Source organism: Streptomyces sp. NPDC019937 (genome assembly GCF_040631655.1).
GTDB lineage: Bacteria > Actinomycetota > Actinomycetes > Streptomycetales > Streptomycetaceae > Streptomyces.
On the sequence record NZ_JBEYAL010000027.1, the window covers coordinates 14,030 to 35,267 of the forward strand.

Annotated in this window: 17 protein-coding genes; 12 read left to right on the forward strand and 5 right to left on the reverse strand. The window is 73.7% G+C overall.

Features of this window, described 5'->3' with window-relative positions:
- The first annotated feature begins 3 nt into the window (after window positions 1-3).
- From pyrE to ABZ562_RS25755, 10 genes are all read left to right on the forward strand, one after another.
- Window positions 4-543, forward strand: a complete 540-nt coding sequence (pyrE, locus tag ABZ562_RS25710) for an orotate phosphoribosyltransferase (RefSeq protein WP_361483954.1) — start codon at window positions 4-6, stop codon at window positions 541-543.
- A 198-nt stretch (window positions 544-741) separates the two neighbouring features.
- Window positions 742-1,764, forward strand: coding sequence for a class II fructose-bisphosphate aldolase (gene fbaA, locus ABZ562_RS25715; RefSeq protein WP_361483956.1), 1,023 nt, complete (start codon window positions 742-744; stop codon window positions 1,762-1,764).
- Window positions 1,765-1,914: 150 nt separating this feature from the next.
- On the forward strand, window positions 1,915-3,492 hold the full coding sequence (locus tag ABZ562_RS25720; RefSeq protein WP_361483958.1) for an MFS transporter: 1,578 nt from the start codon (window positions 1,915-1,917) through the stop codon (window positions 3,490-3,492).
- Between the two features lie 85 nt (window positions 3,493-3,577).
- On the forward strand, window positions 3,578-3,991 hold the full coding sequence (locus tag ABZ562_RS25725) for a DUF3151 domain-containing protein (RefSeq protein ID WP_361483960.1): 414 nt from the start codon (window positions 3,578-3,580) through the stop codon (window positions 3,989-3,991).
- Window positions 3,992-4,213: 222 nt separating this feature from the next.
- A complete protein-coding gene (locus ABZ562_RS25730; protein ID WP_361483962.1) occupies window positions 4,214-5,098 on the forward strand; it encodes a tryptophan 2,3-dioxygenase family protein in 885 nt (294 codons plus the stop codon).
- The gene (gene kynU, locus ABZ562_RS25735; RefSeq protein WP_361483964.1) at window positions 5,091-6,320 is read left to right on the forward strand and encodes a kynureninase; all 1,230 of its coding nucleotides are present in this window, start codon (window positions 5,091-5,093) and stop codon (window positions 6,318-6,320) included. Before ABZ562_RS25730 ends, kynU begins: the two co-directional genes overlap by 8 nt.
- Window positions 6,321-6,323: 3 nt before the next feature.
- Complete coding sequence (locus ABZ562_RS25740) at window positions 6,324-7,187, forward strand: alpha/beta hydrolase (RefSeq protein WP_361483966.1); 864 nt, start codon at window positions 6,324-6,326, stop codon at window positions 7,185-7,187.
- Window positions 7,188-7,271: 84 nt separating this feature from the next.
- The gene (locus ABZ562_RS25745; protein WP_361483968.1) at window positions 7,272-8,660 is read left to right on the forward strand and encodes a histidine kinase; all 1,389 of its coding nucleotides are present in this window, start codon (window positions 7,272-7,274) and stop codon (window positions 8,658-8,660) included.
- Complete coding sequence (locus ABZ562_RS25750; RefSeq protein WP_361483970.1) at window positions 8,657-9,367, forward strand: response regulator transcription factor; 711 nt, start codon at window positions 8,657-8,659, stop codon at window positions 9,365-9,367. The genes ABZ562_RS25745 and ABZ562_RS25750 overlap by 4 nt, the downstream gene beginning before the upstream one ends.
- A 91-nt stretch (window positions 9,368-9,458) precedes the next feature.
- Complete coding sequence (locus tag ABZ562_RS25755; RefSeq protein ID WP_361483972.1) at window positions 9,459-10,676, forward strand: cytochrome P450; 1,218 nt, start codon at window positions 9,459-9,461, stop codon at window positions 10,674-10,676.
- An 89-nt stretch (window positions 10,677-10,765) separates the two neighbouring features.
- Here ABZ562_RS25755 and ABZ562_RS25760 read toward each other — a convergent pair whose 3' ends face one another.
- Together ABZ562_RS25760 and ABZ562_RS25765 are read right to left on the reverse strand one after the other, a co-directional pair.
- Window positions 10,766-12,418 carry an ABC transporter permease gene (locus tag ABZ562_RS25760; RefSeq protein WP_361483973.1) on the reverse strand — a complete coding sequence of 551 codons (1,653 nt, stop codon included), beginning with the start codon at window positions 12,416-12,418 and terminating at the stop codon, window positions 10,766-10,768.
- Window positions 12,415-13,359 carry an ABC transporter ATP-binding protein gene (locus ABZ562_RS25765; RefSeq protein ID WP_361483975.1) on the reverse strand — a complete coding sequence of 315 codons (945 nt, stop codon included), beginning with the start codon at window positions 13,357-13,359 and terminating at the stop codon, window positions 12,415-12,417. Before ABZ562_RS25765 ends, ABZ562_RS25760 begins: the two co-directional genes overlap by 4 nt.
- Before the next feature lie 101 nt (window positions 13,360-13,460).
- Between ABZ562_RS25765 and ABZ562_RS25770 the strand changes: the two genes are divergently transcribed.
- Window positions 13,461-13,994 carry a MarR family transcriptional regulator gene (locus ABZ562_RS25770; RefSeq protein WP_361484124.1) on the forward strand — a complete coding sequence of 178 codons (534 nt, stop codon included), beginning with the start codon at window positions 13,461-13,463 and terminating at the stop codon, window positions 13,992-13,994.
- A gap of 24 nt (window positions 13,995-14,018) precedes the next feature.
- Here ABZ562_RS25770 and ABZ562_RS25775 read toward each other — a convergent pair whose 3' ends face one another.
- Window positions 14,019-15,077, reverse strand: a complete 1,059-nt coding sequence (locus ABZ562_RS25775; protein ID WP_361484126.1) for a hypothetical protein — start codon at window positions 15,075-15,077, stop codon at window positions 14,019-14,021.
- Window positions 15,078-15,291: 214 nt separating this feature from the next.
- Between ABZ562_RS25775 and ABZ562_RS25780 the strand changes: the two genes are divergently transcribed.
- Entirely contained in the window at window positions 15,292-16,575 is a 1,284-nt protein-coding gene (locus ABZ562_RS25780) for an adenylosuccinate synthase (RefSeq protein WP_361483977.1), read from the forward strand.
- A 66-nt stretch (window positions 16,576-16,641) separates the two neighbouring features.
- Here ABZ562_RS25780 and ABZ562_RS25785 read toward each other — a convergent pair whose 3' ends face one another.
- Window positions 16,642-18,474: a DUF4328 domain-containing protein gene (locus ABZ562_RS25785; protein ID WP_361483979.1), complete on the reverse strand. Its 1,833-nt coding sequence runs from the start codon at window positions 18,472-18,474 to the stop codon at window positions 16,642-16,644.
- A gap of 53 nt (window positions 18,475-18,527) precedes the next feature.
- Window positions 18,528-21,044, reverse strand: coding sequence for a protein kinase (locus ABZ562_RS25790; protein WP_361483981.1), 2,517 nt, complete (start codon window positions 21,042-21,044; stop codon window positions 18,528-18,530).
- Window positions 21,045-21,238: the final 194 nt, after the last annotated feature.

Consider the following 21,238-nt stretch of genomic DNA (forward strand, 5'->3'; position numbering starts at 1 on the left):
CGCATGAGCGAAGCGCGTGACGCCCTGCTGCAGCAGATCAAGGACAAGGCCGTGGTCCACGGCAAGGTGACCCTCTCCTCCGGCAAGGAGGCCGATTACTACATCGACCTGCGCCGGATCACCCTGGACGCCGAGGCCGCGCCCCTGGTCGGGCAGGTCATGCTCGACGCCACGGCCCACCTGGACTACGACGCGGTCGGCGGCCTGACCCTGGGCGCGGACCCGGTGGCCACGTCCATGCTGCACGCGGCCGCCGCGCGCGGCCGCGGGCTCGACGCCTTCGTCGTCCGCAAGGCGCAGAAGACCCACGGTCTGCAGCGGCGGATCGAGGGCCCGGACATCGCGGGGCGGCGGGTGCTGGTGGTCGAGGACACCTCCACCACCGGCGGCTCGCCGCTGACCGCCGTCGAGGCGGCGCGTGAGGCGGGCGCCGAGGTCGTCGCGGTCGCCACGATCGTCGAGCGCGGGGCCGCGCCCGCGATCGCGGACGCCGGGCTGCCGTACGTACCGGCGTACTCGCTCGCCGACCTCGGCCTGAGCTGACCTCGGCCCGACCTGACCAGGTGCAGTCGCGTGGGTGGTTTCACGTGAAACCACCCACCCCCGTCCGTGTGGTCCCCGCGTGCGCCGTGTGGAGCAACCGACGGAGTCTGGGAAGATGGCCGCGACGATGACGTCGCCGCAGGACTCCCCCTAGGTCAGGGCCAAGAACCTCACCCGCACATCACAAGGAGCGGACAGATGCCCATCGCATCCCCTGAGATCTACAACGAGATGCTCGACCGGGCGAAGGCAGGCAAGTTCGCCTACCCGGCGATCAACGTGACCTCGACGCAGACGCTGCACGCCGCGCTGCGGGGCTTCGCCGAAGCGGAGAGCGACGGCATCGTCCAGATCTCCACCGGTGGTGCCGAGTTCCTGGGTGGCCAGTACAGCAAGGACATGGTGTCGGGCGCGGTCGCGCTCGCCGAGTTCGCGCACGTCGTCGCCAAGAAGTACCCGGTCAACATCGCGCTGCACACCGACCACTGCCCGAAGGACAAGCTGGACGGCTATGTGCGTCCGCTGCTCGCGGTCTCCCAGGAGCGCGTCGCGGGCGGCCAGAACCCGCTGTTCCAGTCCCACATGTGGGACGGCTCCGCCGAGACGCTGGACGACAACCTGCGCATCGCGCAGGAGCTGCTGGCCGAGGCGGTCAAGGCCAAGATCATCCTTGAGGTCGAGATCACCCCGACCGGCGGCGAGGAGGACGGCGTCTCGCACGAGATCAACGACGAGCTGTACACCACCGTCGCGGACGTCGAGCGGACCGCCGAGGCGCTGGGCCTGGGCGAGAAGGGCCGCTACCTGCTGGCCGCCTCCTTCGGCAACGTCCACGGCGTCTACAAGCCGGGCAACGTCGTGCTGCGGCCGGAGCTGCTGCGTCAGCTGCAGGACGGGATCGCCGCGAAGTCCGGCAAGACCGACCCGTTCGACTTCGTCTTCCACGGCGGCTCCGGCTCCACGGAGCAGGAGATCCTCACGGCGCTGGAGAACGGCGTGGTGAAGATGAACCTGGACACCGACACCCAGTACGCCTTCACCCGGCCGATCGCGGACCACATGTTCCGCAACTACGACGGTGTGCTGAAGGTCGACGGCGAGGTCGGCAACAAGAAGACCTACGACCCGCGCAGCTGGGGCAAGGTGGCCGAGAAGAGCATGGCCGAGCGTGTCACCCAGGCCTGTGCGAACCTGCGCTCCACCGGCACCAAGCTGAAGTAACCGGCGCCGTCCTCCCGGGCCCGGCGGCCCGCCCTCGCGGCGGCCGCCGGGCCCGTGCGCTTCCCGCGCCGGCGGGCCGGGGTGCGGCGGCCGCCGACGGACCGCGCTCGTGGGCTGGCTCCGCGCGGGGGACGCGAGGATGATCCAGGTATGAGCGATGACGCGCCCGCCGCCGCGGTGCGGCTCTCCAGCGCCGCCGGGCGGTGGGTCGTGCTGACCACCGTGCTGGGCTCCGCGATGGCGCTTCTGGACAGCACCGTGGTCAATGTCGCGCTGCCCCGCATCGGCCTCGACCTCGGCGCCGATCTCGCCGTCCTGCAGTGGACCGTCAACGCGTACATGCTCACCCTCGCCGGGCTCATCCTCCTCGGCGGGGCGCTCGGCGACCGCTTCGGGCGGCGGCGGGTGTTCATCGTCGGCGTGGTGTGGTTCGCGCTCGCGTCCCTGCTGTGCGGGATGGCGCCGAACGCCACGGTGCTCATCGGCGCCCGCGCCCTCCAGGGCATCGGCGGGGCGCTGCTCACCCCCGGTTCGCTGGCGCTGATCCAGTCGGTCATCCACCCCGACGACCGGGCCCGGGCGGTCGGGCTGTGGTCCGGGTTCGGCGGGGTGGGGGCGGCCATCGGGCCGTTCCTCGGGGGCTGGCTGGTGGACGGTCCGGGCTGGCGCTGGGTGTTCTTCCTCAACGTGCCGCTGGCGGCCGTCTGCGTACCGGTCGCGCTGCGGCACGTACCGGAGTCCCGGGATCCGCGGGCACACGGCCGGTTCGACGTGCTGGGCGCGGTGCTCGGCGCGTTCGCGCTCGGCCTGGTGACGTACGCGCTGATCGCGGCGCCGCAGCGGGGCGCGTCGCTCTCCGTGGTGCTGCCCGCCGTGGCCGGGCTGCTGGCGGGGGTGGCGTTCGTGTACGTGGAGCGGGTCCGCCCCGAGCCGATGCTGCCGCTCACGCTCTTCTCCTCGCGCCAGTTCACCGCCGTGAACGCGGTGACGCTGTGCGTGTACGCGGCGTTCGGCGGCTTCTTCTTCCTGGTCGTCCTCAACCTCCAGGTGGTCGTCGGCTACTCGGCGCTGGCCGCCGGGACCGCGCTGCTGCCGACGACGCTGCTGATGCTGCTGCTGTCGGCCCGCTCCGGCGAGCTGGGCAAGCGCATCGGCCCGCGCATCCCGCTGACCGTCGGCCCGCTGCTGTGCGCGGCCGGGATGCTGCTGATGACCCGGGCCGGGGTGGGGGCCGTCTACTGGCGGGACGTGCTGCCCGCGCTGCTGGTGATGGGCCTGGGCATGGTGGTGCTCGTCGCCCCGCTCACCGCGACCGTCCTGGCCTCGGTGGACGTCGGGCGGGCGGGCCTGGCCAGCGGCATCAACAACGCGGCGGCGCGGGCGGCGGGCCTGGTCGCGGTGGCCGCGCTGCCGCTGCTGGCGGGCATGGGCTCGGAGGCGTACCGGTCGGCGGACCGGTTCTCGGAGTCGTTCCGGAAGGCGATGCCCATCTGCGCGGCGGTGCTGGTGGTGGGCGCGCTCATCGCCTGGCGCACGGTACGGGCGGACGCGCTGGAGTGGGCCGGGGGCGCGGAGGCCGAGGCGGAGACCGAACAGGAGGGGGCGCGGGCGGCGGAGGAGCGCCCCTGCCGTCCCGAGTGCGCGTACCACTGCGGGGTGGGCGCCCCGCCGCTGGACCCGGGCGAGCGCCCTGGCCGCCCCCGCCGCTCCGACGGGCCACCCGCCTGACTCAAGGCCCCTTCGGGGGCCCGGGGGTGGACGGAGCCGGGTGTGGGGCGGCGGGCGGGGCAGGTGGTCCGGCAGACTGGAACCCATGGCCATTCACGAGAACCTGCTCGGGGGACCGCCCCCGACCCATCTGCCCGACGACCCCGAGCCCCGGGAACTGCTCGCGTCCGGCGCGGCTCCCGCCGAGGTCGCCGCGAAGTACCCGGCCTCCTCGCTCGCCTGGGCCCAGCTCGCGGACGAGGCGTTCGAGAACGGCCGGGTGGTCGAGTCGTACGCGTACGCCCGCACCGGCTACCACCGCGGACTGGACTCGCTGCGGCGCAGCGGCTGGAAGGGCCACGGTCCCGTGCCCTTCGAGCACGAGCCCAACCGGGGCTTCCTGCGCGCCCTGCACGCGCTCGCCCGTGCCGCGCAGTCCATCGGTGAGCAGGAGGAGTACGAGCGCTGCTCGACGTTCCTGCGCGACAGCTCCCCGACCGCGGCGGACACGCTGTCCTGACCTCTTCCGGGGCTGATCCCGAGACGGGCCCGCCGGTGCGATGCGCGCCGGCGGGCCCGTCTCGCGTCGCCGGGAACGTGCCGCACGCACTTGCGAGCGGCGCGCGAGGGACGCATGATGCGGGCAGGGACCACACAGGTGGTCCCTGAGGGGACCGGGGCTCCGAGACCGAAGGGATGGGGCGGACCGCTACCCGGTGGCGAGCAGTACACAGGAGATGCGATGTCGCAGCAGCCTGCCCCGAAATCCGCCCCCGATGAAGCCGTCCGCGAGGACGCCATCACGTCCGACGGCGAGCCCGAGGCTCCCCATCTGGACTTCCAGGGCACGACCCCGTACGAGGACTACGTCCGGGCGTCCGTCCTCACCCACCTCCAGCACCCGCTCTCCGACGACCCCGGCGAGATGGTCTTCCTGGTCACCACCCAGGTCATGGAGCTGTGGTTCACCGTCATCGTCCACGAGTGGCACACCGCCGCGCAGGCGCTGCGCGAGGACGACCTGCCGACCGCGCTGGAGGCCCTGCGCCGCTCGACCTACGAGCTGGAGTCCCTGAACGCGTCCTGGAAGCCCCTCGCCCACCTCACGCCCGGCCAGTTCAACGCGTACCGCTCCGCGCTCGGCGACGGCTCCGGGTTCCAGTCCGCGATGTACCGGCGGCTGGAGTTCCTGCTCGGCGAGAAGTCGGCGTCCATGCTGGTCCCGCACCGGGGCGCGCCGCGCGAGCACGCGGAGCTGGAGAAGGCGCTGACCGAGCCCAGCCTGTACGACGAGGTGCTGCGCTTCCTGGCCCGCCGTGGCCACGCCATCCCCGCCGCCGTACTGGACCGCGACCCCACCCGCCGGTACGAACCGGACCCCGGGGTGGAGCGGGTGTGGCAGGAGATCTACTCCGGCCCGCGCGAGGACGAGCTGACCCGGCTCGGCGAGGCGCTGACCGAGGTCGCCGAGCTGGTGTGGCGCTGGCGCAACGACCATCTGGTGGCCACCCGTCGGGCGATGGGCGCCAAGACCGGGACCGGCGGCTCCGCCGGGGTCGCCTGGCTGGAGAAGCGGGCCACGAAGAACGTCTTCCCCGAGCTGTGGACGGCGCGCAGCCATGTCTGACGCGACGCTCCCCACGGACCCCACGGAACTCACCGGCGAGGCCGCAGCGCTCGACGCGGCCGATGAACTCCGCGACCGGCGCGACGCCTTCGCCCTCGACGACGTCGTCTATCTCGACGGCAATTCGCTCGGCGCGCTGCCCCGCGCCGTCCCCGGCCGGCTGGCCGATGTCGTGGCCCGCGAATGGGGACGGCTGCGCATCCGCTCCTGGGAGGAGAGCGGCTGGTGGACCGCCCCCGAGCGGATCGGCGACCGGGTCGGGCGGATCGTCGGCGCCGCCCCCGGCCAGGTGGTGGTCGGCGACTCGACCAGCGTGAACGTCTTCAAGGCGGTCGTGGCCGCGGTACGCATCGCCCAGGAGCGCGGCGCCCACCGCGACCAGATCGTGGTGGACGAGGCCACCTTCCCGACCGACGGCTACATCGCCGAATCCGCCGCCCGCATGACCGGCTGCACCGTGCGGCCGGTGGCGGCGGGCGACGTACCGAACGCGGTCGGGGCGCGCACCGCCGTCGCGCTCGTCAACCACGTCGACTACCGGACCGGCCGCCTCCACGACCTGCCCGGCACGACGGCCGCCGTGCACGCGGCCGGGGCCCTCGCCGTGTGGGACCTGTGCCACAGCGCGGGCGCGCTCCCGGTGGGGCTCGACGCGCACGGGGTCGACCTGGCGGTCGGCTGCACGTACAAGTACCTCAACGGGGGGCCCGGTTCGCCCGCCTATCTGTACGTGGCGCGGGAGCACCAGCCGCGCTTCGACTCCCCGCTCCCCGGCTGGAACTCCCACGCCGACCCCTTCGGCATGGACCCCGGCTACACCCCCGCCGACGGCGCGGCCCGCGGCCGCGTCGGCACCCCCGACATCCTCTCCATGCTCGCGCTGGAGGCCGCGCTGGAGGTGTGGGACGACGTCCCCGTAGAGGCCGTACGAGCCAAGAGCCTGGCCCTGACGGACTTCTTCCTGCGCTGCGTCCAGCGGTACGTACCGGCAGGCCGCGTAGAGTCCGTCACCCCGGCCGCCCACGCGGAACGCGGCAGCCAGGTCGCGCTGCGCTGCGCGGACGCGGGCCCGGTGATGGCCGAACTGGTGCGGCGCGGCGTCGTCGGCGACTTCCGCCGCCCCGACGTGCTGCGCTTCGGTTTCACCCCGCTGTACACCGGCTTCGCCGAGGTGGAGCGGGCGGCGCGGGTGCTGGCCGACGTCCTGGGCGAGGTGGGCTGACCGATGCGCCCCGACGCGGCCGCCGAGGAGGCGTCCCTGTTCGGCCACGCCCCGGTGGCGCCGGACGCGACGGCCGCGTACGGCGAACACCCGGACCAGGTGGTGGACTTCCACCTGCCCCGCGACCCGTCGGGCCCCGCCCCGCTGGTCGTCCTCTTCCACGGCGGCGCCTGGCGCGCCCCCTACGACCGCCACCACCTCTCCCCGTTCGCCGCCCACCTGGCGGAGGGCGGCTTCGCGGTGGCCCTGCCCGAATACCGCCGGGGCGCCGCCGAGCCCGGCGGTGAGCACTCACCAGGGCACCGGGCGGGGCGATGGCCGGAGACGTTCGACGACATCGCCGCCGTCGTCGACCGGGCGCCGCGGCTGGTGCGCGAATCGGGGCTCGGCGGGGTGGCCGACGTCGATCGGGTCGTGCTCGCGGGGCACTCCGCTGGCGGACACGCCGCGTTGTGGGCGGCGGCCCGGCACCGCCTGCCGCCGCACGCCCGGTGGCATCTGGCCGCGCCGCCCCCGCTCCGCGGCGTCGTCGCGCTCGCCCCGATCGCGGATCTCAGCGCCGCCCGCGCGCTGCGGGTGTGCTCGGACGCCGTCGACGAACTGCTCGGTGACCGGCTCGCCGCGCGGCTGCCGCTCGCCGACCCCGCCGCGCTGCTGCCGACCGGCGTGCCCACGGTCCTCGTGCAGGGCGGCACCGACGTCGACGTCCCGCCGCAGGTCGCGGATTCCTTCGCGGCGGCCGGGGCGGTCGCCGGGCAGCCGCCGCGGGTGGTGCGCATCGCCGCCGTCGGGCACTTCCCGCTGATCGACCCGGCCACCGCCGCCGCCCGCACGGTCACCGGCGAGATCGCCCGGCTCACCGCGTAGCACGCGTAGTACTTGAGAGGGACGCCGGACAATCACCATCGGTGGGGACGACGGCGGGACCGCCCGCTCCCTACGGTGTGAGGCGTGACCCAGACGATTCCGCGGACCGAACTCCGCATCGCCCGCAGTGCGCTGACCGGCCTGCGGCAGGACCTGTTCCAGGACGCGTTCGCCATCCGCCCCCTGCCGCCGCTGAGTCCGGGGCATCCGCTGATGCGCCGGGCCCCGGAGCGGGCCCGGCACTACGTGGCCTGGCTGCCGCATGCCGCGCTCACGGCCTGCGCGTTCTACGTCATGGCCCAGTCGGTCTTCATCGTGCCCGATGAGGTGGGCCCGGTGCTGGCCCTGCTGAGCGGGGTGCCGCTGCTTCTGACGCTGTTCCGGCCGGTCGGCGCCTGGTGGCTGTCGTTCGGGGCGAGCGTCGTGACGGGAATGGGGCTGCTGCCTCTGGAGCTGGGGATGGGCTGGCCGTGGCCCATTCCGATGTTCACCTCGCACATCCTGGTGATGGTGGTGGTCGCGGCCCGGTCGCGCCCCCGGGCGGCCTTCGAGATATGGCTGATCACGGCCCTCCTCGGGGGTGTGGTCGAGCACTACGACGACGACATGTACGGCTCGGACGCCTTCCGGATGGTGCTCGTCTCCGGGCTGGTGCTCTGCGCCGTCGTCACCGTGCGCACCCTGCGCGAGAGCAAGCGGGCGATAGCGGTGCAGGAGTCGGCGACCGTCGAGGAACGGTCCCGCCGCACCACCCTGGAGGAGCGCGCCACCATCGCGCGGGAGCTGCACGACGTCGTCGCGCACCACATGTCCGTCATCGCCATTCAGGCGGAGGCGGCCCCGTACCGGGTGGAGAACCCGCCCGAGGAGCTGACCAGGAGCTTCGCGACCATCCGGGAGAACGCGGTGATCGCCCTCACCGAGCTGCGCCGCGTCCTCGGGGTGGTGCGGGCGGACGCCTCCGACGGCTACCCCGACACCGGCCCCGAGGCGCCCCAGCCCACGCTGGCCGCGCTCGACAGCCTCTTCCTGGGCGTCAGGGCGGCGGGCCTGGCGGTCGAGCACGTCACGACGGGCGCGGTGCGCCCGCTGCCGCAGGGCGTGGAGCTGTCCGCGTACCGCATCGTGCAGGAGGCGCTGAGCAACGCGCTGCGCCACGCCCCCGGGTCGGCCGCGCGGGTCGAGGTGTCGTACGTGCTCGGCGGCCTCGGGCTGCGCGTCGTCAACGGGCCGCCCACCAAGGCGGTGTCGCCCTCGCCGGGCATGGGCCACGGGCTGCTCGGGATGCGGGAGCGGGTCACGATGCTGGACGGGGAGATACGGGCCGGGGAGCGGGAGGAGGACGGCGGCTACGAGGTCACCGTCTTCATCCCGGTCCCGGAGGCGCCGGCGGCGGACACGGTCCCTCTGGAGACGGTCCCTCTGGAGACGGTCCCTCTGGAGAAGGCCGCCCAGACGGAGCAGGGCGGATGACGCACGACACCGTGCCCGCACCCGCCCCCGCCATCCGCGTGCTGATCGTCGACGACCAGATGATGGTCCGCGAGGGCTTCTCCGTGCTGCTGGGCGCCCAGCCGGACATCGAGGTCGTCGGCGAGGCGGTCGACGGGCGCGAGGCGATCGCCCAGGTCACGGCGCTGCGCCCGGATGTGGTCCTGATGGACATCCGGATGCCGGTGCTGAACGGGCTGGAGGCCACGCGGGAGATCGTGGCGGCGGACGCCGACGCCAAGGTCCTGGTGCTGACCACCTTCGACCTCGACGAGTACGTCTACCAGGCGCTCCGCGCCGGGGCGAGCGGCTTTCTGCTGAAGGACGCCTCGGCCCGGCAGCTCGGCGAGGCGGTGCGGGTGGTGGCGGCGGGGGAGGCGCTGCTGGCGCCGACCGTCACCAAGCGGCTCATCGCGACGTTCTCGCAGGGCGGCGGGCTCGACGCCCTGCCCGGCGGGCCGCGGCCGGGGCCGCGGGAGCGGCTGGAGGAGCTGACCGAGCGGGAGAACGAGGTGCTGGTGCTGGTGGCGCAGGGCCGGTCCAACGCGGAGATCGCGGGGCAGCTGGTGGTGGCCGAGTCGACGGTGAAGACCCATGTGAGCCGGATCCTGGTGAAGCTCGGGCTGCGGGACCGCACCCAGGCCGCCGTCTTCGCGTACGAAGCCCGGATCGTGACCCCCGGCGGCTGACCCCCGGCGGCCGACCCCCGGCGGCCGACCCTCGGCGGCAACGGACCAAAGCCCTCTTCAGGACGGGCCGGTCCGGCGATACGGTCCGGTAATGAGCAGCGCAGCCCCTGCCTTCGACCCGTGGCACCCGTCGTTCGTCGCCGACCCCTACCCGGCCTACGCGAGCCTGCGCGAGCAGGGCCGGGCGCACTGGTTCGCGCCCTCCCGCCAGTGGCTGATCCCGCACTTCGAGGACGTGCGCGCCCTGCTGACCGACCGGCGGCTGGGCCGTACGTATCTGCACCGCTTCACCCACGAGGAGTTCGGCCGCACCGCCCCGCCGCCCGAGCACGAGCCGTTCCACACCCTCAACGGCAACGGCATGCTGGACCTGGAGGCGCCGGACCACACCCGGCTGCGGCGGCTGGTCTCCAAGGCGTTCACGCCGCGCACGGTCCAGGAGCTGGTGCCGACGATCCGGCGGCTGGCGTCCGGGCTGGTGGACTCGTTCGTGGCGTCCGGCGGCGGCGATCTCATCACGGCGGTCGCCGAACCGCTGCCCGTCGAGGTCATCGCCGAGATGCTGGGCATTCCGCCCGCCGACCGCCCGGCGCTGCGCCCCTGGTCGGCGGATATCTGCGGGATGTTCGAGCTGAACCCGGGCGAGGAGACGGCGCGCCGCGCGGTGCGGGCCTCGGAGGAGTTCTCGGAGTATCTGCGCGGGCTGATCGCCGCCCGCCGCAAGGCTTCGGGTGAGGACCTGATCAGCGCGCTGATCGCCGCGCACGACGAGGGGGACCGGCTCTCCGAGCAGGAGATGGTCTCCACGTGTGTGCTGCTGCTGAACGCGGGCCACGAGGCCACCGTCAACACCACCGGCAACGGCTGGTGGACGCTCTTCCGCCACCCCGACCAGCTGGCCCGGCTGCGGGCCGCCCCGGACGCGCTGTTGTCCACCGCTGTGGACGAGCTGCTGCGCTACGACACCCCGCTGCAGCTGTTCGAGCGCTGGGTCCTGGAGGACATCCGGGTCGGCGACACCCTCATCCCGCGCGGCAGCGAGGTCGCCCTGCTCTTCGGCTCGGCCAACCGCGACCCGGCCCGCTTCGAGCGGCCCGACACCCTCGACCTCGCCCGCGCCGACAACCCCCACCTCAGCTTCGGCGCCGGGATCCACTACTGCCTGGGCGCCCCGCTGGCCCGCATCGAACTCGCCGCGTCCTTCGGCGCGCTGCTGCGCGCCGCGCCGGGGCTGCGGCTGGTGCGGGAGCCGGAGTGGCAGCCGGGGTATGTGATCCGCGGGCTGACGGAGCTGCTGGTGGAGGTCTGACCTCTGAGGTCCGGTGGCCGCAGCCGCACATGACCCGGCGCCGGGACCGCCACAGGGGGAGTGCGGGCCCGGCGCCGAGAGCGGTGCGGTCAGCCGCCGATGTCGCGGCGGCGCAGGGCCACCAGTCCTCCGGCGGTCAGGACGGCCGAGAGCAGCACCATCCACAGATACGGCGCCGCGGTGACGTGCTCACCGGGCAGCTTCGGCAGATGGCTGAACGGCGAGGTGTTCATGATGGACTGCGGCACCTTGAGGGCCGGGCCCATCCAGCCGAGGGCGGCGACCCAGCCGACCAGGCCCCAGGAGGCGGCCGAGTACGTCGGCAGCGCCCCGACGATCAGGACCGTCAGGCTGGTGATCAGCCACACCGCCGGGGTCTGGGAGAGGGCGGCGCCCAGGACGCGCGGCAGCGAGCCGCCCACGTCGCCCGCCGCCAGCCCGTAGCCCAGGCCCAGCGCGAGACCGCCGACGGCGAGCACGGCGACCGGGCCGAGGTAGGCGATGACCAGGTGGCTGGCGGCCCAGCGGACCCGGCTGACGGCGTTGGACAGCAGCGGTTCGGCCCGCTGGTCGGTCTCCTCGCTGCGCAGCCGCAGCACGGAACCGGCGGTGTAGACGGTGAGGATGGTGCCGAGGACGCCGACCATGGCGGCCAGGAAGGCGTCGTTGAGGCCCTGGGCGCCCCCCATGCGCTCGATGATCTCGCGGGTCTGGTCGCTGTCGCCGAGGAAGCCGTCGGCGCCGTCCGAGATGGCGCCGAAGAGGGCGCCGGCGAAGACGAACCCGGCGGCCCAGCCGGCCAGGGCGCCGCGCTGGAGGCGCCAGGCCAGGCCGAAGACGCCGCGCAGGAACGGGCCCGCGGCGGGTGGTCCGGGGCGGGTCGCGTAGAAGCTGGCGCCGACGTCGCGGCGGCCCGCGAGGGTGTACGCGAGGGAGATGGACGCGGCGGCCAGCACCGCGATCAGCAGCAGGGGCCACCAGCGCTCGGCCGCGAACGGCCGGGCGTACTCGGCCCAGCCCAGCGGCGAGAGCCAGACCAGCAGATGACCGGAGCCCTTGGAGCCGTCCTCGGCGGCGTCGCCCGCCATGCGCAGCACGAACGCCACGCCGACGGCGGCCGAGGAGAGCCCCCGGGCGAGCCGCGCGCTCTCGGTGAGCTGGGCGGCGACGGCGGCCAGACCGCCGAAGGCCATCCCGGACAGGCCGACGGCCAGCCCCAGGGCGACCGCCCCGCTGCCGCCCTGGCCCGCGAGGCCGCCCGCGATGAGCAGGGTGACGGCGGCGTTGGCGATGGCCACGGTGAGCAGGGCCGCGGTGAGACCGGCGCGGCGGCCGACGACGCACGAGGACAGCGCCTCCTGGCGGCCGGTCTCCTCCTCCTCGCGGGTGTGCCGGATGACGATGAGCAGGCTCATGATCGCGGCGAACACCGCGAGGAAGGCGCCCACCCGCCAGACGGTGAGCGCGCCGAGCGAGTCGCCGAAGGCGGTGCCGAACAGCGCGCGGGTCGCCCCGTTGCCGTTCATGTCCTGGACGAGCCGGGCGCGTCGGGCGGGGGTGTCGTAGGCGCTGTCGAGGCGGCTGACGGTGCTGGAGGCGGTCAGCCCGAGGCACAGCACCCACACCGGCATCATGATCCGGTCACGGCGCAGCGCGAGCCGCAGCAGGGTGCCTGTGCCGGTCAGATCGCGGGACGAGCCGCGGGCCCGGCCGGTGACCCGCGCGTCGGCTACGGCGGTCATCGGGCGATCGCCTCTTCCGTGCCGGCGCCGGTGCCGGTCCCGGCGCCGGTGCGGGTGATGTCGTCCTGGTAGTGACGGAGGAACAGCTCTTCCAGGGTGGGCGGGGTGGAGGTGAGGCTGCGCACCCCCGCCTCGGTGAGCCGGCGCAGCACGGCGTCCAGGTTGTCGGAGTCGACCTGGAGGCTGACCCGCCGGTCCTGGACGTCGAGGCCGTGGACGCCGGGCAGCCCGGACAGCCCGCTGGGCGGGGCGGCCAGCTCCGCGGTCACCGACGTACGCGTCAGATGGCGCAGCTCGGCGAGCGAGCCGGACTCGACCCGCCTGCCCTTGCGGATGATGCTGACCCGGTCGCACAGCGCCTCGACCTCGCTGAGGATGTGGCTGGAGAGCAGCACGGTGCGCCCGCGGTCGCGCTCCTCGGCCACGCACTCGCGGAAGATCTCCTCCATCAGCGGGTCGAGCCCGGAGGTCGGCTCGTCGAGGATCAGCAGCTCGACCTCGGAGGCGAAGGCGGCGACCAGCGCGACCTTCTGGCGGTTGCCCTTGGAGTAGGTGTGGCCCTTCTTGGTCGGGTCCAGCTCGAACCGCTCCAGCAGCCGCTTGCGCCGGGTCTGGTCAAGACCGCCGCGGAGCCGCCCGTACAGGTCGATGACCTCGCCACCGCTCAGGCTGCGCCACAGGGTGACGTCTCCGGGGACGTACGCGATGTGCTGGTGGAGGTCGACCGCATCGTGCCAGGGGTCCTTGCCGAGGAGCTGGACAGCACCGGAGTCGGCGCGCAGCAGTCCGAGCAGGACCCGGATGCTGGTGGACTTCCCGGCGCCGTTGGGCCCGAGGAAGCCATGGACCTCGCCCGCCTCGACTTCGAGGTCGAGGCCGTCCAACGCATGGGTCCGGCCGAAGGACTTGTGCAGGCCGGACACGGAGATTGCCGTCGTCATGGTGGCGAAGGTACGCTACTTTCACAAATTTGTGAAGTTAAGGAACTGTATAAACTTATGATGATATGACGAGGAGAGGAGATGATGAGCCGGTGAGCGAGATGATCGAATCGGGCCGCGCGCACGACCAAGCACACGACCAAGCGCAGGACGCACGGGACGGCGAGGCGGTGTCCCGGTTCGTCGAGCGGTTCGCGGCCGACCTCGTCGAGGCCGGGATGCAGCGGATGGGCGCCCGCGTCTTCGCCGCGCTGCTCGTCTCCGACGCCGGCGCGCTCACCTCCGCCGAACTCGCCGAGCAGCTTCAGATCAGCCCGGCCGCCGTCTCCGGCGCGATCCGCTACCTCGCCCAGGTCGATCTGGTCGCGCGGGAGCGGGAACCGGGCTCCCGGCGCGAGCGCTACCGGCTCTACAGCGCGACCTGGTACGAGTCGCTGTCCCGCCGCGACCAGCTGCTCGTGCGGTGGGAGTCCACCATGCGGGACGGGGCGAAGATCCTCGGCCCGGACACCCCGGCCGGGCAGCGGGTGTCCGAGACCGCCGAATTCTTCGAGTTCATGCAGAGCGAACTGCGCACGATGCTGGACCGCTGGCGCGCCCACCAGGCGGCCCGCGGCGGGGCCGGGAAGCAGTAACGATCACCCTGGCCCACCGGCCGGTCACCGGTGGTGCGGCAGGGTCAGGTGCCACGCCCCGGCGAGCACCGTCCAGGTCCGGCTGCGCACCGGGCCGCGCACCAGCGCGTCCGAGTGGTAGCGGAAGTCCTGGCCGGAGACGGTCACGGCGCGGGCCCGCGCCCGCACCGGCCCCCCGGCGCCGTCGCCCGCGTGCGGATGGACCACCACCTCGGCCAGCCCGCCGCCCGGCTCGGCCGTCGACACCGAGACCCCCTCGACCCGCCGGTCCAGATCGGTCAGCAGCACCCCGTCCGCCTCGACCCGCAGCCGCTGCGGCGGCGGCTGCGCCCGGCGCCCCCGGCCGCCCGCGCCGAGCCCGATGACCGGCAGCGACAGCAGGGTCAGCGCCGTCCGCGCGGTGCGCGCCGCCGGGGTCCACCAGGGGTGGTGGCCGCCCGCCGCGCAGCCGCCCGTACGCCCCGGACCGGCCTCGCCGCCGGGCCCGGACCCGCCGCCCGGCCCGGTAGCGCCCGGGTCCTCGGCGTACGGATCGCAGCCGCAGTCGCAGCCCCCCGCCCCGCCGCCCGCGCCGCCACCGCTCACGCCGCCGTCCGCGCCGCCCGGCCCCGTACCGGGGGCGCCGGACGGTCCGTACGGCCCGGCCGGGCCCGGTGGCGCCGTACCGGCCGCGCCGTCGCCGGGGATGCGCAAGCCGCCGAGGACCACCCCGCCGCTCTCGTCCACCAGCAGGTCACGCGGGCTGGCGGCGCCGTCGAGCACCGTGCGCGCCGCCGCGACCGCGTCCGTCGGCACGCCGAGGGCGTGGGCGAGGGCGACCGCGGCCGTCCCGCCGACGGGCACGACCGACAGCGCCGCGTCCGCCAGCTCGCGCTGCCGGTGCAGCATCTCCACGACCCGTAGCAGGGCCCGGTCGTCGCCCACCACCACCGGCCGCCGGCCGCCGCGCCGGGCCAGCGCCCGCTCGACTTCCTCGGGGCCGTCCGGCAGGCAGATTTTCGTCTGCGCGCCCGCACACAGCACATCTTTCGCGATGCGCACCGACTCCCCGTCCGTTCGCCGGGCGGTGGGGTCGATGACCATGAGCAGGCGGCGCCCCCGGACGGTGTCCGGCGGAGAGTGCCAGGGGTCTGGAGCCGACACCTCGGTCCTTCCTCAGGTAATCTCTCGGTGCAAGAGCCCCTGTCGCTGTTGCGCCAGGGGCTTCGTCTATCCGGGGCACCGGTTCGACGGCTCTTGTGGTGACGCACGCCACCACGCACGTTGGACATGCCCCGCCCGGAAGGGGTGTACGCCTGTGCCCGCACTTGTGCTGCTCGGTGCTCAGTGGGGTGACGAGGGCAAGGGAAAGGCCACCGACCTGCTCGGTGGTTCGGTTGACTACGTGGTCCGCTACCAGGGCGGCAACAACGCGGGCCACACGGTGGTGGTCGGCGACCAGAAGTACGCCCTCCACCTGCTCCCGTCCGGCATCCTCTCGCCCGGATGTACCCCCGTCATCGGCAACGGCGTCGTCATCGACCCCGCGGTCCTGCTCTCCGAGCTGAGCGGGCTGAACGAGCGCGGCGTCGACACGTCCAAGCTGCTGATCAGTGGTAACGCCCACCTGATCACGCCGTATCACACCACCATCGACAAGGTGACGGAACGCTTCCTCGGGAAGCGGAAGATCGGCACCACCGGCCGCGGCATCGGCCCGTCCTACGCCGACAAGATCAACCGCGTCGGCATCCGGGTCCAGGACATCTTCGACGAGTCGATCCTGCGGCAGAAGGTCGAGGCCGCGCTCGACTTCAAGAACCAGGTGCTCGCCAAGCTCTACAACCGCCGCGCCATCGCCGTGGACCAGGTGGTCGAGGAGCTGCTGGGGTACGCCGACCAGCTCGGCGGCTACGTCGCCGACACCACCCTGATCCTCAACAACGCCGTCGACCAGGGCCAGGTCGTGCTCTTCGAGGGCGGCCAGGGCACCCTGCTCGACGTCGACCACGGCACGTACCCCTTCGTCACCTCCTCCAACCCGACCGCGGGCGGTGCCTGCACCGGTACCGGCGTCGGGCCGACGAAGATCAACCGGGTGATCGGGATCCTCAAGGCCTACACCACGCGCGTCGGCGCGGGCCCCTTCCCGACCGAGCTGCTGGACGAGGACGGCGAGAAGCTGCGCACCATCGGCGGCGAGCGCGGTGTCACCACCGGCCGCGACCGGCGCTGCGGCTGGTTCGACGCGGTCATCGCGCGCTACGCGACCCGGGTCAACGGGCTCACCGACTTCTTCCTCACCAAGCTCGACGTGCTCACCGGCTGGGAGCGGATCCCGGTGTGCGTGGCGTACGAGATCGACGGCAAGCGGGTCGAGGAACTGCCGTACAGCCAGACCGACTTCCACCACGCCAAGCCGATCTACGAGACGCTGCCGGGCTGGTCGGAGGACATCACCCAGGCCAAGACCTTCGACGACCTGCCCAAGAACGCGCAGAAGTATGTGCAGGCGCTGGAGGACATGTCCGGCGCGCCCATCTCGGCGATCGGCGTCGGTCCGGGCCGCGACGAGACCATCCAGATCAACTCGTTCCTCTGAGCCCGCCGTCGAGGGCTACGGCCGCGGCCCGCACCCCCTGTGCGGGCCGTCGTCGTATCACGCGGATCAGACCACGGGCGGGCCGAAGACCCCGGCGGGCACCGGCTGGTGCTGCTGCCGCCGCGCCGCCCGCCGCCTCTCCTGCATCCCGGTCAGCTTCACCACCACGACGACGGCCAGCGCCGCGGCCAGCAGCGAGACGACGTCGTCCGCGATGTGACCCGCGACCCCGATCCGCCGGTCCTCGTTGTCGCCCTCGACGATGACCTCCAGCAGACCGGCGGACGGGGCGGAGAAGCACATCAGCACGAAGAACATCCACCACCAGTGCAGCGCCGCGCGGGAGACCCGTCCGGGGCCCGGGGGAGTGCTGCCGGTCCAGATGTCGTTCGCGATCTGCTTGGGGATCCACAGCATCGCGACCGGGATGAACCACGCCCCGACGGCGTAGCCACTGCCGAACCGCAGCCGGCCGGGGGACAGCACCGTGGCGTTGATGTACGTACGCCGGAACCACACCAGCCACAGCACGACGAGCGCGACCACACACATGCCCAGCGCGCCGTCCAGCGAGCTGATCGCCGCCGACCTGCGGCCGACCGCGGCGGCGGATCCCTCGTCGTCGGCCAGGTCGCGGAGCGCGCCGAACTGCGACATCCGCAGATACAGATCGCTGATCGTCAGCAGCACCCACAGGCTGAACACGCCCACCAGGGTGTTCCCCAGCGCACGCACCGAGCGCACCTTCCCGCCCTGCTCCGGCGGGACGGCCGGGGGCTGGTAGCCGCCGCCCTGCTGCGCCCACGGCCCGCCCGGCTGCTGCCCCAGCGGTCCCGCGGCCCCGCCCATCGGGTACCCGGACGCCGCCGGGCGGCTCGGAGTGGCGTAGGCGGAAGGCGTCTGGGGCGTGGCGTACGCGGAAGGGGTCTGGGGAGTGGCGTACGCGCTCTGCTGCGGGGTGGGCGCCGGGGCCGTCGCCTGCTGGTACGGGTTCTCGGCCTCCAGCAGCTGCAGCGCGTCCCGGCCGAGCCGGGCCAGCAGCCCGCCCGGCAGCCACGGCTCGGCGGGATCGGGCGCGGCCGCCTCGGTGTACGCGATGAGGTCCGGCACCGAAGGGCGCTGCGTGGGGTCCTTGCTCAGACAGGCGCTCACCAGGCCCAGCAGCCCCTCGGGCAGCCCGTCCAGGTCGGGTTCCTCCTGGGCTATTCGGTACATCAGGGCGTGTATGCCGCTGTCCACCCGGCCGAACGGCTGCCGCCCGGTGGCCGCGAACGCGAGCACCGACCCCAGGCAGAACACATCGCTCGCCACGGTCACCGTCTCGCCGCGCACCTGCTCCGGCGACATGAACCCCGGCGACCCGACGACCGCGCCCGTCACCGTCAGATTGCTGTTCCCGCCGCCCACCGCGTCCAGGGCGCGGGCGATGCCGAAGTCGATGACCCGCGGGCCGTCGATCGTGATCAGGATGTTGGACGGCTTGAGATCGCGATGGACCAGCCCCGCGCCGTGGATGTCGCGCAGCGCCAGCGACAGGCCGTGCGCCAGGACCCGCACCGACTGCTCGGGCAGCGCCCCGAAGTCCTCGGCCACCACCTCGTGGAGGGACGGTCCGCCGATGTACCCCGTGGCCACCCAGGGCACGGCGGCCTCGGTGTCGGCGTCGAGCACGGGCGCGGTCCACTGGCCGCCCACCCGTCTCGCCGCCTCCACCTCACGCTTGAAGCGGCCCCGGAAGTCCGCTTGCCGGGCGAGTTCGGCCTGCACCAGCTTCACGGCGACGGTACGGCCACGGGACGAACGGGCGAGGTACACCTTGCCCATTCCGCCCTCGCCGAGCCTGCCGAGCAGTTGGTACTCGCCGATCCACCGCGGGTCCTGGGCCCCGAGGTTTTCCATCGCGGTGTGGCTCCTGTCCGTGTGCCGATGGTCCCCGTACGCCGATCGGCCGATCAGTTCAGACGGGTGAAGGTCTGGGTCATCGTCTCATCGCTGAAGCTGTCGGGATCTTCATACACGACGCGCAGCTTGTCCTTTCCAGACGCCGTGAAAGTGAGCGAGGTTCCCGGCTCGCACAGATCCTCCGGCGTGGCCTTCGTGATCTTGATGGGGCTCAGCACCAGGCCCTTCCCGACCGAGGCCAGCATCCGCTTGCCCTCGCAGTGGTACTTGCTGCTGTCGCCGATCTGCTCGGCCACCGCGGTGCCGATGGCGCCCTGACCGATGGTCAGTTTCCGGGTGGCGCCCTTCTCCCCGAACGCGTCCTTGGCCAGCCACGTGCCCTCGTAGACGGCCGGTACGGGCGCGTCCCCGGTCTTCGAGGGGCGCAGCGTCGCCTCCGCGGAGCCGTCGGTGGTGTTCCACGCGAGCGAGCCGTCGTCCCCCAGCCGCAGGGTCTGCTCCCCGACGGCGCCGCACGCCTCGTCCGGGACGCTGAGCGACACGTCCTCGTCCTCGATCACCAGCAGGCTGTCCGCCGACTTGAGGGTCGCCGAACTCCGGCAGAACTTGTCCGGCTCGGACATCATCGTGTCCGCCACCGACGAGCCGACCGCGCCCTGGGAGAGGACGATCCGGCGGATCTTGCCGGTGGCGTCGCCGTCCTGCTTGATCTCGCCCTCCCAGGCGCCCAGATAGCTCCGCGGCACGTCCCCGGCCGAGCCCAGCTCGGTGGACGACGGCCCCGGCGACCCCGAACCCCCGCCGGGCGCCTTCGACTTCGCGGGGCCCGCGGCGGGCGCGGTGTGGGTCGCCTTGTCGTAGTCGGTGGCCTGCTCGCCCTTGTCGTCGTTGGACTTCACCACGGCGACGGCCGCCGCCCCGGCGATGAGCAACGTGGCCAGCGCGGCCGACGCGACGACGACCGTCTTACGCCGCCCCCGCTGCCGGGGCTCCGGCGCCCCGGGGCCACTGGGGCCGCCGGGTCCGCCGGGCGTCGTAGGCGGCCCGAACGACGTGACCTCGGGCGGCCCGAACGCCTGCGGCGCGCCCTGCGGCGACCCGGCCCCGTACGGCCCGGGGCCCTGCGGCCCGCCGTGCGGCGGGGTGGCGGCGACGCCGTGCGGCGGCGTGGCCTGCGGCGCCCCGGCGGCGCCGTGCGGCGCGGTGGCCTGCGGCGACCCGGCGGCGCCGTGCGGCGCGGTGGCCTGCGGCGACCCGGCGGCCTGCGGCCCCGCGGCGTGCTGTCCGGCGGCGGCCCGCGGCTCTCCCTGCGGGCCTGCGGCCGGGCCTCCGGCGGCGTACGGGCCCGCGCCCTGCGGCTCTCCCTGCGGCGACCCCGGTCCCTGCCGCCCGCCCTGCGGCGGCCCCGCGGCCGGGGCCGCATCCCGGCCGGGACCCGAAGCCGGGGCGTCAGGCGCCTCCTCCCGCGGCTCCGCCGTCCGCGGCGGGGCGGACGGGGGCCGCGGCGGGGCGGCCGCCGGGGGCGGGGTGCTGGGCGGGGGCGGGGCCAGGGGGTACGACGTGGCCGACGGCGGACCCGGTGGCGGCGGCGGGACGGCGCCCGCCGTCGGCGGGAGCGGCGGCGGGGCGGGCACGGCGGGCGGTACCGGGGACGCGGGCGTCTCCACGTCGAGCAGCTGCACCGCGTGGCGGCCGAGTTGGGCGACGAGGCCGCCCGGCAGCCAGGGTTCGGCGTCCGCGCCCGCCTCGCCCTTGGGACCGGCGGTGCGGTCCAGCAGCGCGTCCAGGCCGGGGCGTTCCTCCGGGGTCTTGCGCAGGCAGTCGGTGACCAGCTCGCGCAGCCCCTCCGGCAGCCCGGTCAGATCGGGCTCCTCCTGGGCGATGCGGTACATCACCGCGTGCACACCGCTGTCGGCGGTGCCGAAGGGCTGGCGGCCGGTGGCGGCGAAGGCGAGCACCGAGCCGAGGCAGAAGACGTCGCTGGCGGGGGTGACGCGTTCGCCGCGCACCTGCTCGGGCGACATGAAGCCCGGTGAGCCGACGACGGCGCCGCTGCGCGTGAGGATGCCGTCGGTGACGGTCTCCAGGGCGCGGGCGATGCCGAAGTCGATGACGCGCGGGCCGTCGATGGTGATGAGGACGTTGGAGGGCTTGAGGTCCCGGTGGACGAGACCGGCGCCGTGGATGGACCGCAGGGCGCGGGTGAGGCCGTTGCCGAGGATGCGCACGGTCCGCTCGGGCAGGGGACCGGACTCGGCGACGATGGAGTGCAGCGAGGGCCCGGCGATGTACCCGGTGGCGACCCACGGGGTGGCGGCCTCGGTGTCGGCGTCGAGCACGGGGGCCGTCCATTCGCCGCCCACCCGCTGGGCCGCCCGCACTTCCTGGGTGAACCGCCGCCGGAATTCCGCTTGCTGCGCGAGTTCGGTCTGTACGAGCTTCACCGCGACCGTACGGCCCCGCGCCGAGTACGCCAGGAACACCCGGCCCATGCCGCCCGCGCCCAGCCGCCTGAGCAGTCGGTACTCGCCGATCCAGCGTGGGTCTTCCGCCCCCAGGTCTTCCATGCTGACGAACGTCCCTTCCCTGATCCCCCTGATCAGCCCCCAGGAGAGAATAAGGGCGGCTGAGAGCGAAGTGGACGACGCGGGCGATCCGTTATCGGTTCCGTATGCGCGCCCCGCGCATACGAGGTCCCGCGGGCGCACCGCGTCCCCGACACACTGCCGGGTCACCGGGCCGAACCCGGACACTTTGGCGG

Bases quoted from the DNA above. Each gene is read 5' to 3' on its own strand.
- pyrE (WP_361483954.1), top strand. From the start codon at position 4: ATGAGCGAAGCGCGTGACGCCCTGCTGCAGCAGATCAAGGACAAGGCC.
- fbaA (WP_361483956.1), top strand. From the start codon at position 742: ATGCCCATCGCATCCCCTGAGATCTACAACGAGATGCTCGACCGGGCG.
- ABZ562_RS25720 (WP_361483958.1), top strand. From the start codon at position 1,915: ATGAGCGATGACGCGCCCGCCGCCGCGGTGCGGCTCTCCAGCGCCGCC.
- ABZ562_RS25725 (WP_361483960.1), top strand. From the start codon at position 3,578: ATGGCCATTCACGAGAACCTGCTCGGGGGACCGCCCCCGACCCATCTG.
- ABZ562_RS25730 (WP_361483962.1), top strand. From the start codon at position 4,214: ATGTCGCAGCAGCCTGCCCCGAAATCCGCCCCCGATGAAGCCGTCCGC.
- kynU (WP_361483964.1), top strand. From the start codon at position 5,091: ATGTCTGACGCGACGCTCCCCACGGACCCCACGGAACTCACCGGCGAG.
- ABZ562_RS25740 (WP_361483966.1), top strand. From the start codon at position 6,324: ATGCGCCCCGACGCGGCCGCCGAGGAGGCGTCCCTGTTCGGCCACGCC.
- ABZ562_RS25750 (WP_361483970.1), top strand. From the start codon at position 8,657: ATGACGCACGACACCGTGCCCGCACCCGCCCCCGCCATCCGCGTGCTG.
- ABZ562_RS25755 (WP_361483972.1), top strand. From the start codon at position 9,459: ATGAGCAGCGCAGCCCCTGCCTTCGACCCGTGGCACCCGTCGTTCGTC.
- ABZ562_RS25760 (WP_361483973.1), bottom strand. From the start codon at position 12,418: ATGACCGCCGTAGCCGACGCGCGGGTCACCGGCCGGGCCCGCGGCTCG.
- ABZ562_RS25765 (WP_361483975.1), bottom strand. From the start codon at position 13,359: ATGACGACGGCAATCTCCGTGTCCGGCCTGCACAAGTCCTTCGGCCGG.
- ABZ562_RS25770 (WP_361484124.1), top strand. From the start codon at position 13,461: ATGATCGAATCGGGCCGCGCGCACGACCAAGCACACGACCAAGCGCAG.
- ABZ562_RS25775 (WP_361484126.1), bottom strand. From the start codon at position 15,077: ATGGTCATCGACCCCACCGCCCGGCGAACGGACGGGGAGTCGGTGCGC.
- ABZ562_RS25785 (WP_361483979.1), bottom strand. From the start codon at position 18,474: ATGGAAAACCTCGGGGCCCAGGACCCGCGGTGGATCGGCGAGTACCAA.
- ABZ562_RS25790 (WP_361483981.1), bottom strand. From the start codon at position 21,044: ATGGAAGACCTGGGGGCGGAAGACCCACGCTGGATCGGCGAGTACCGA.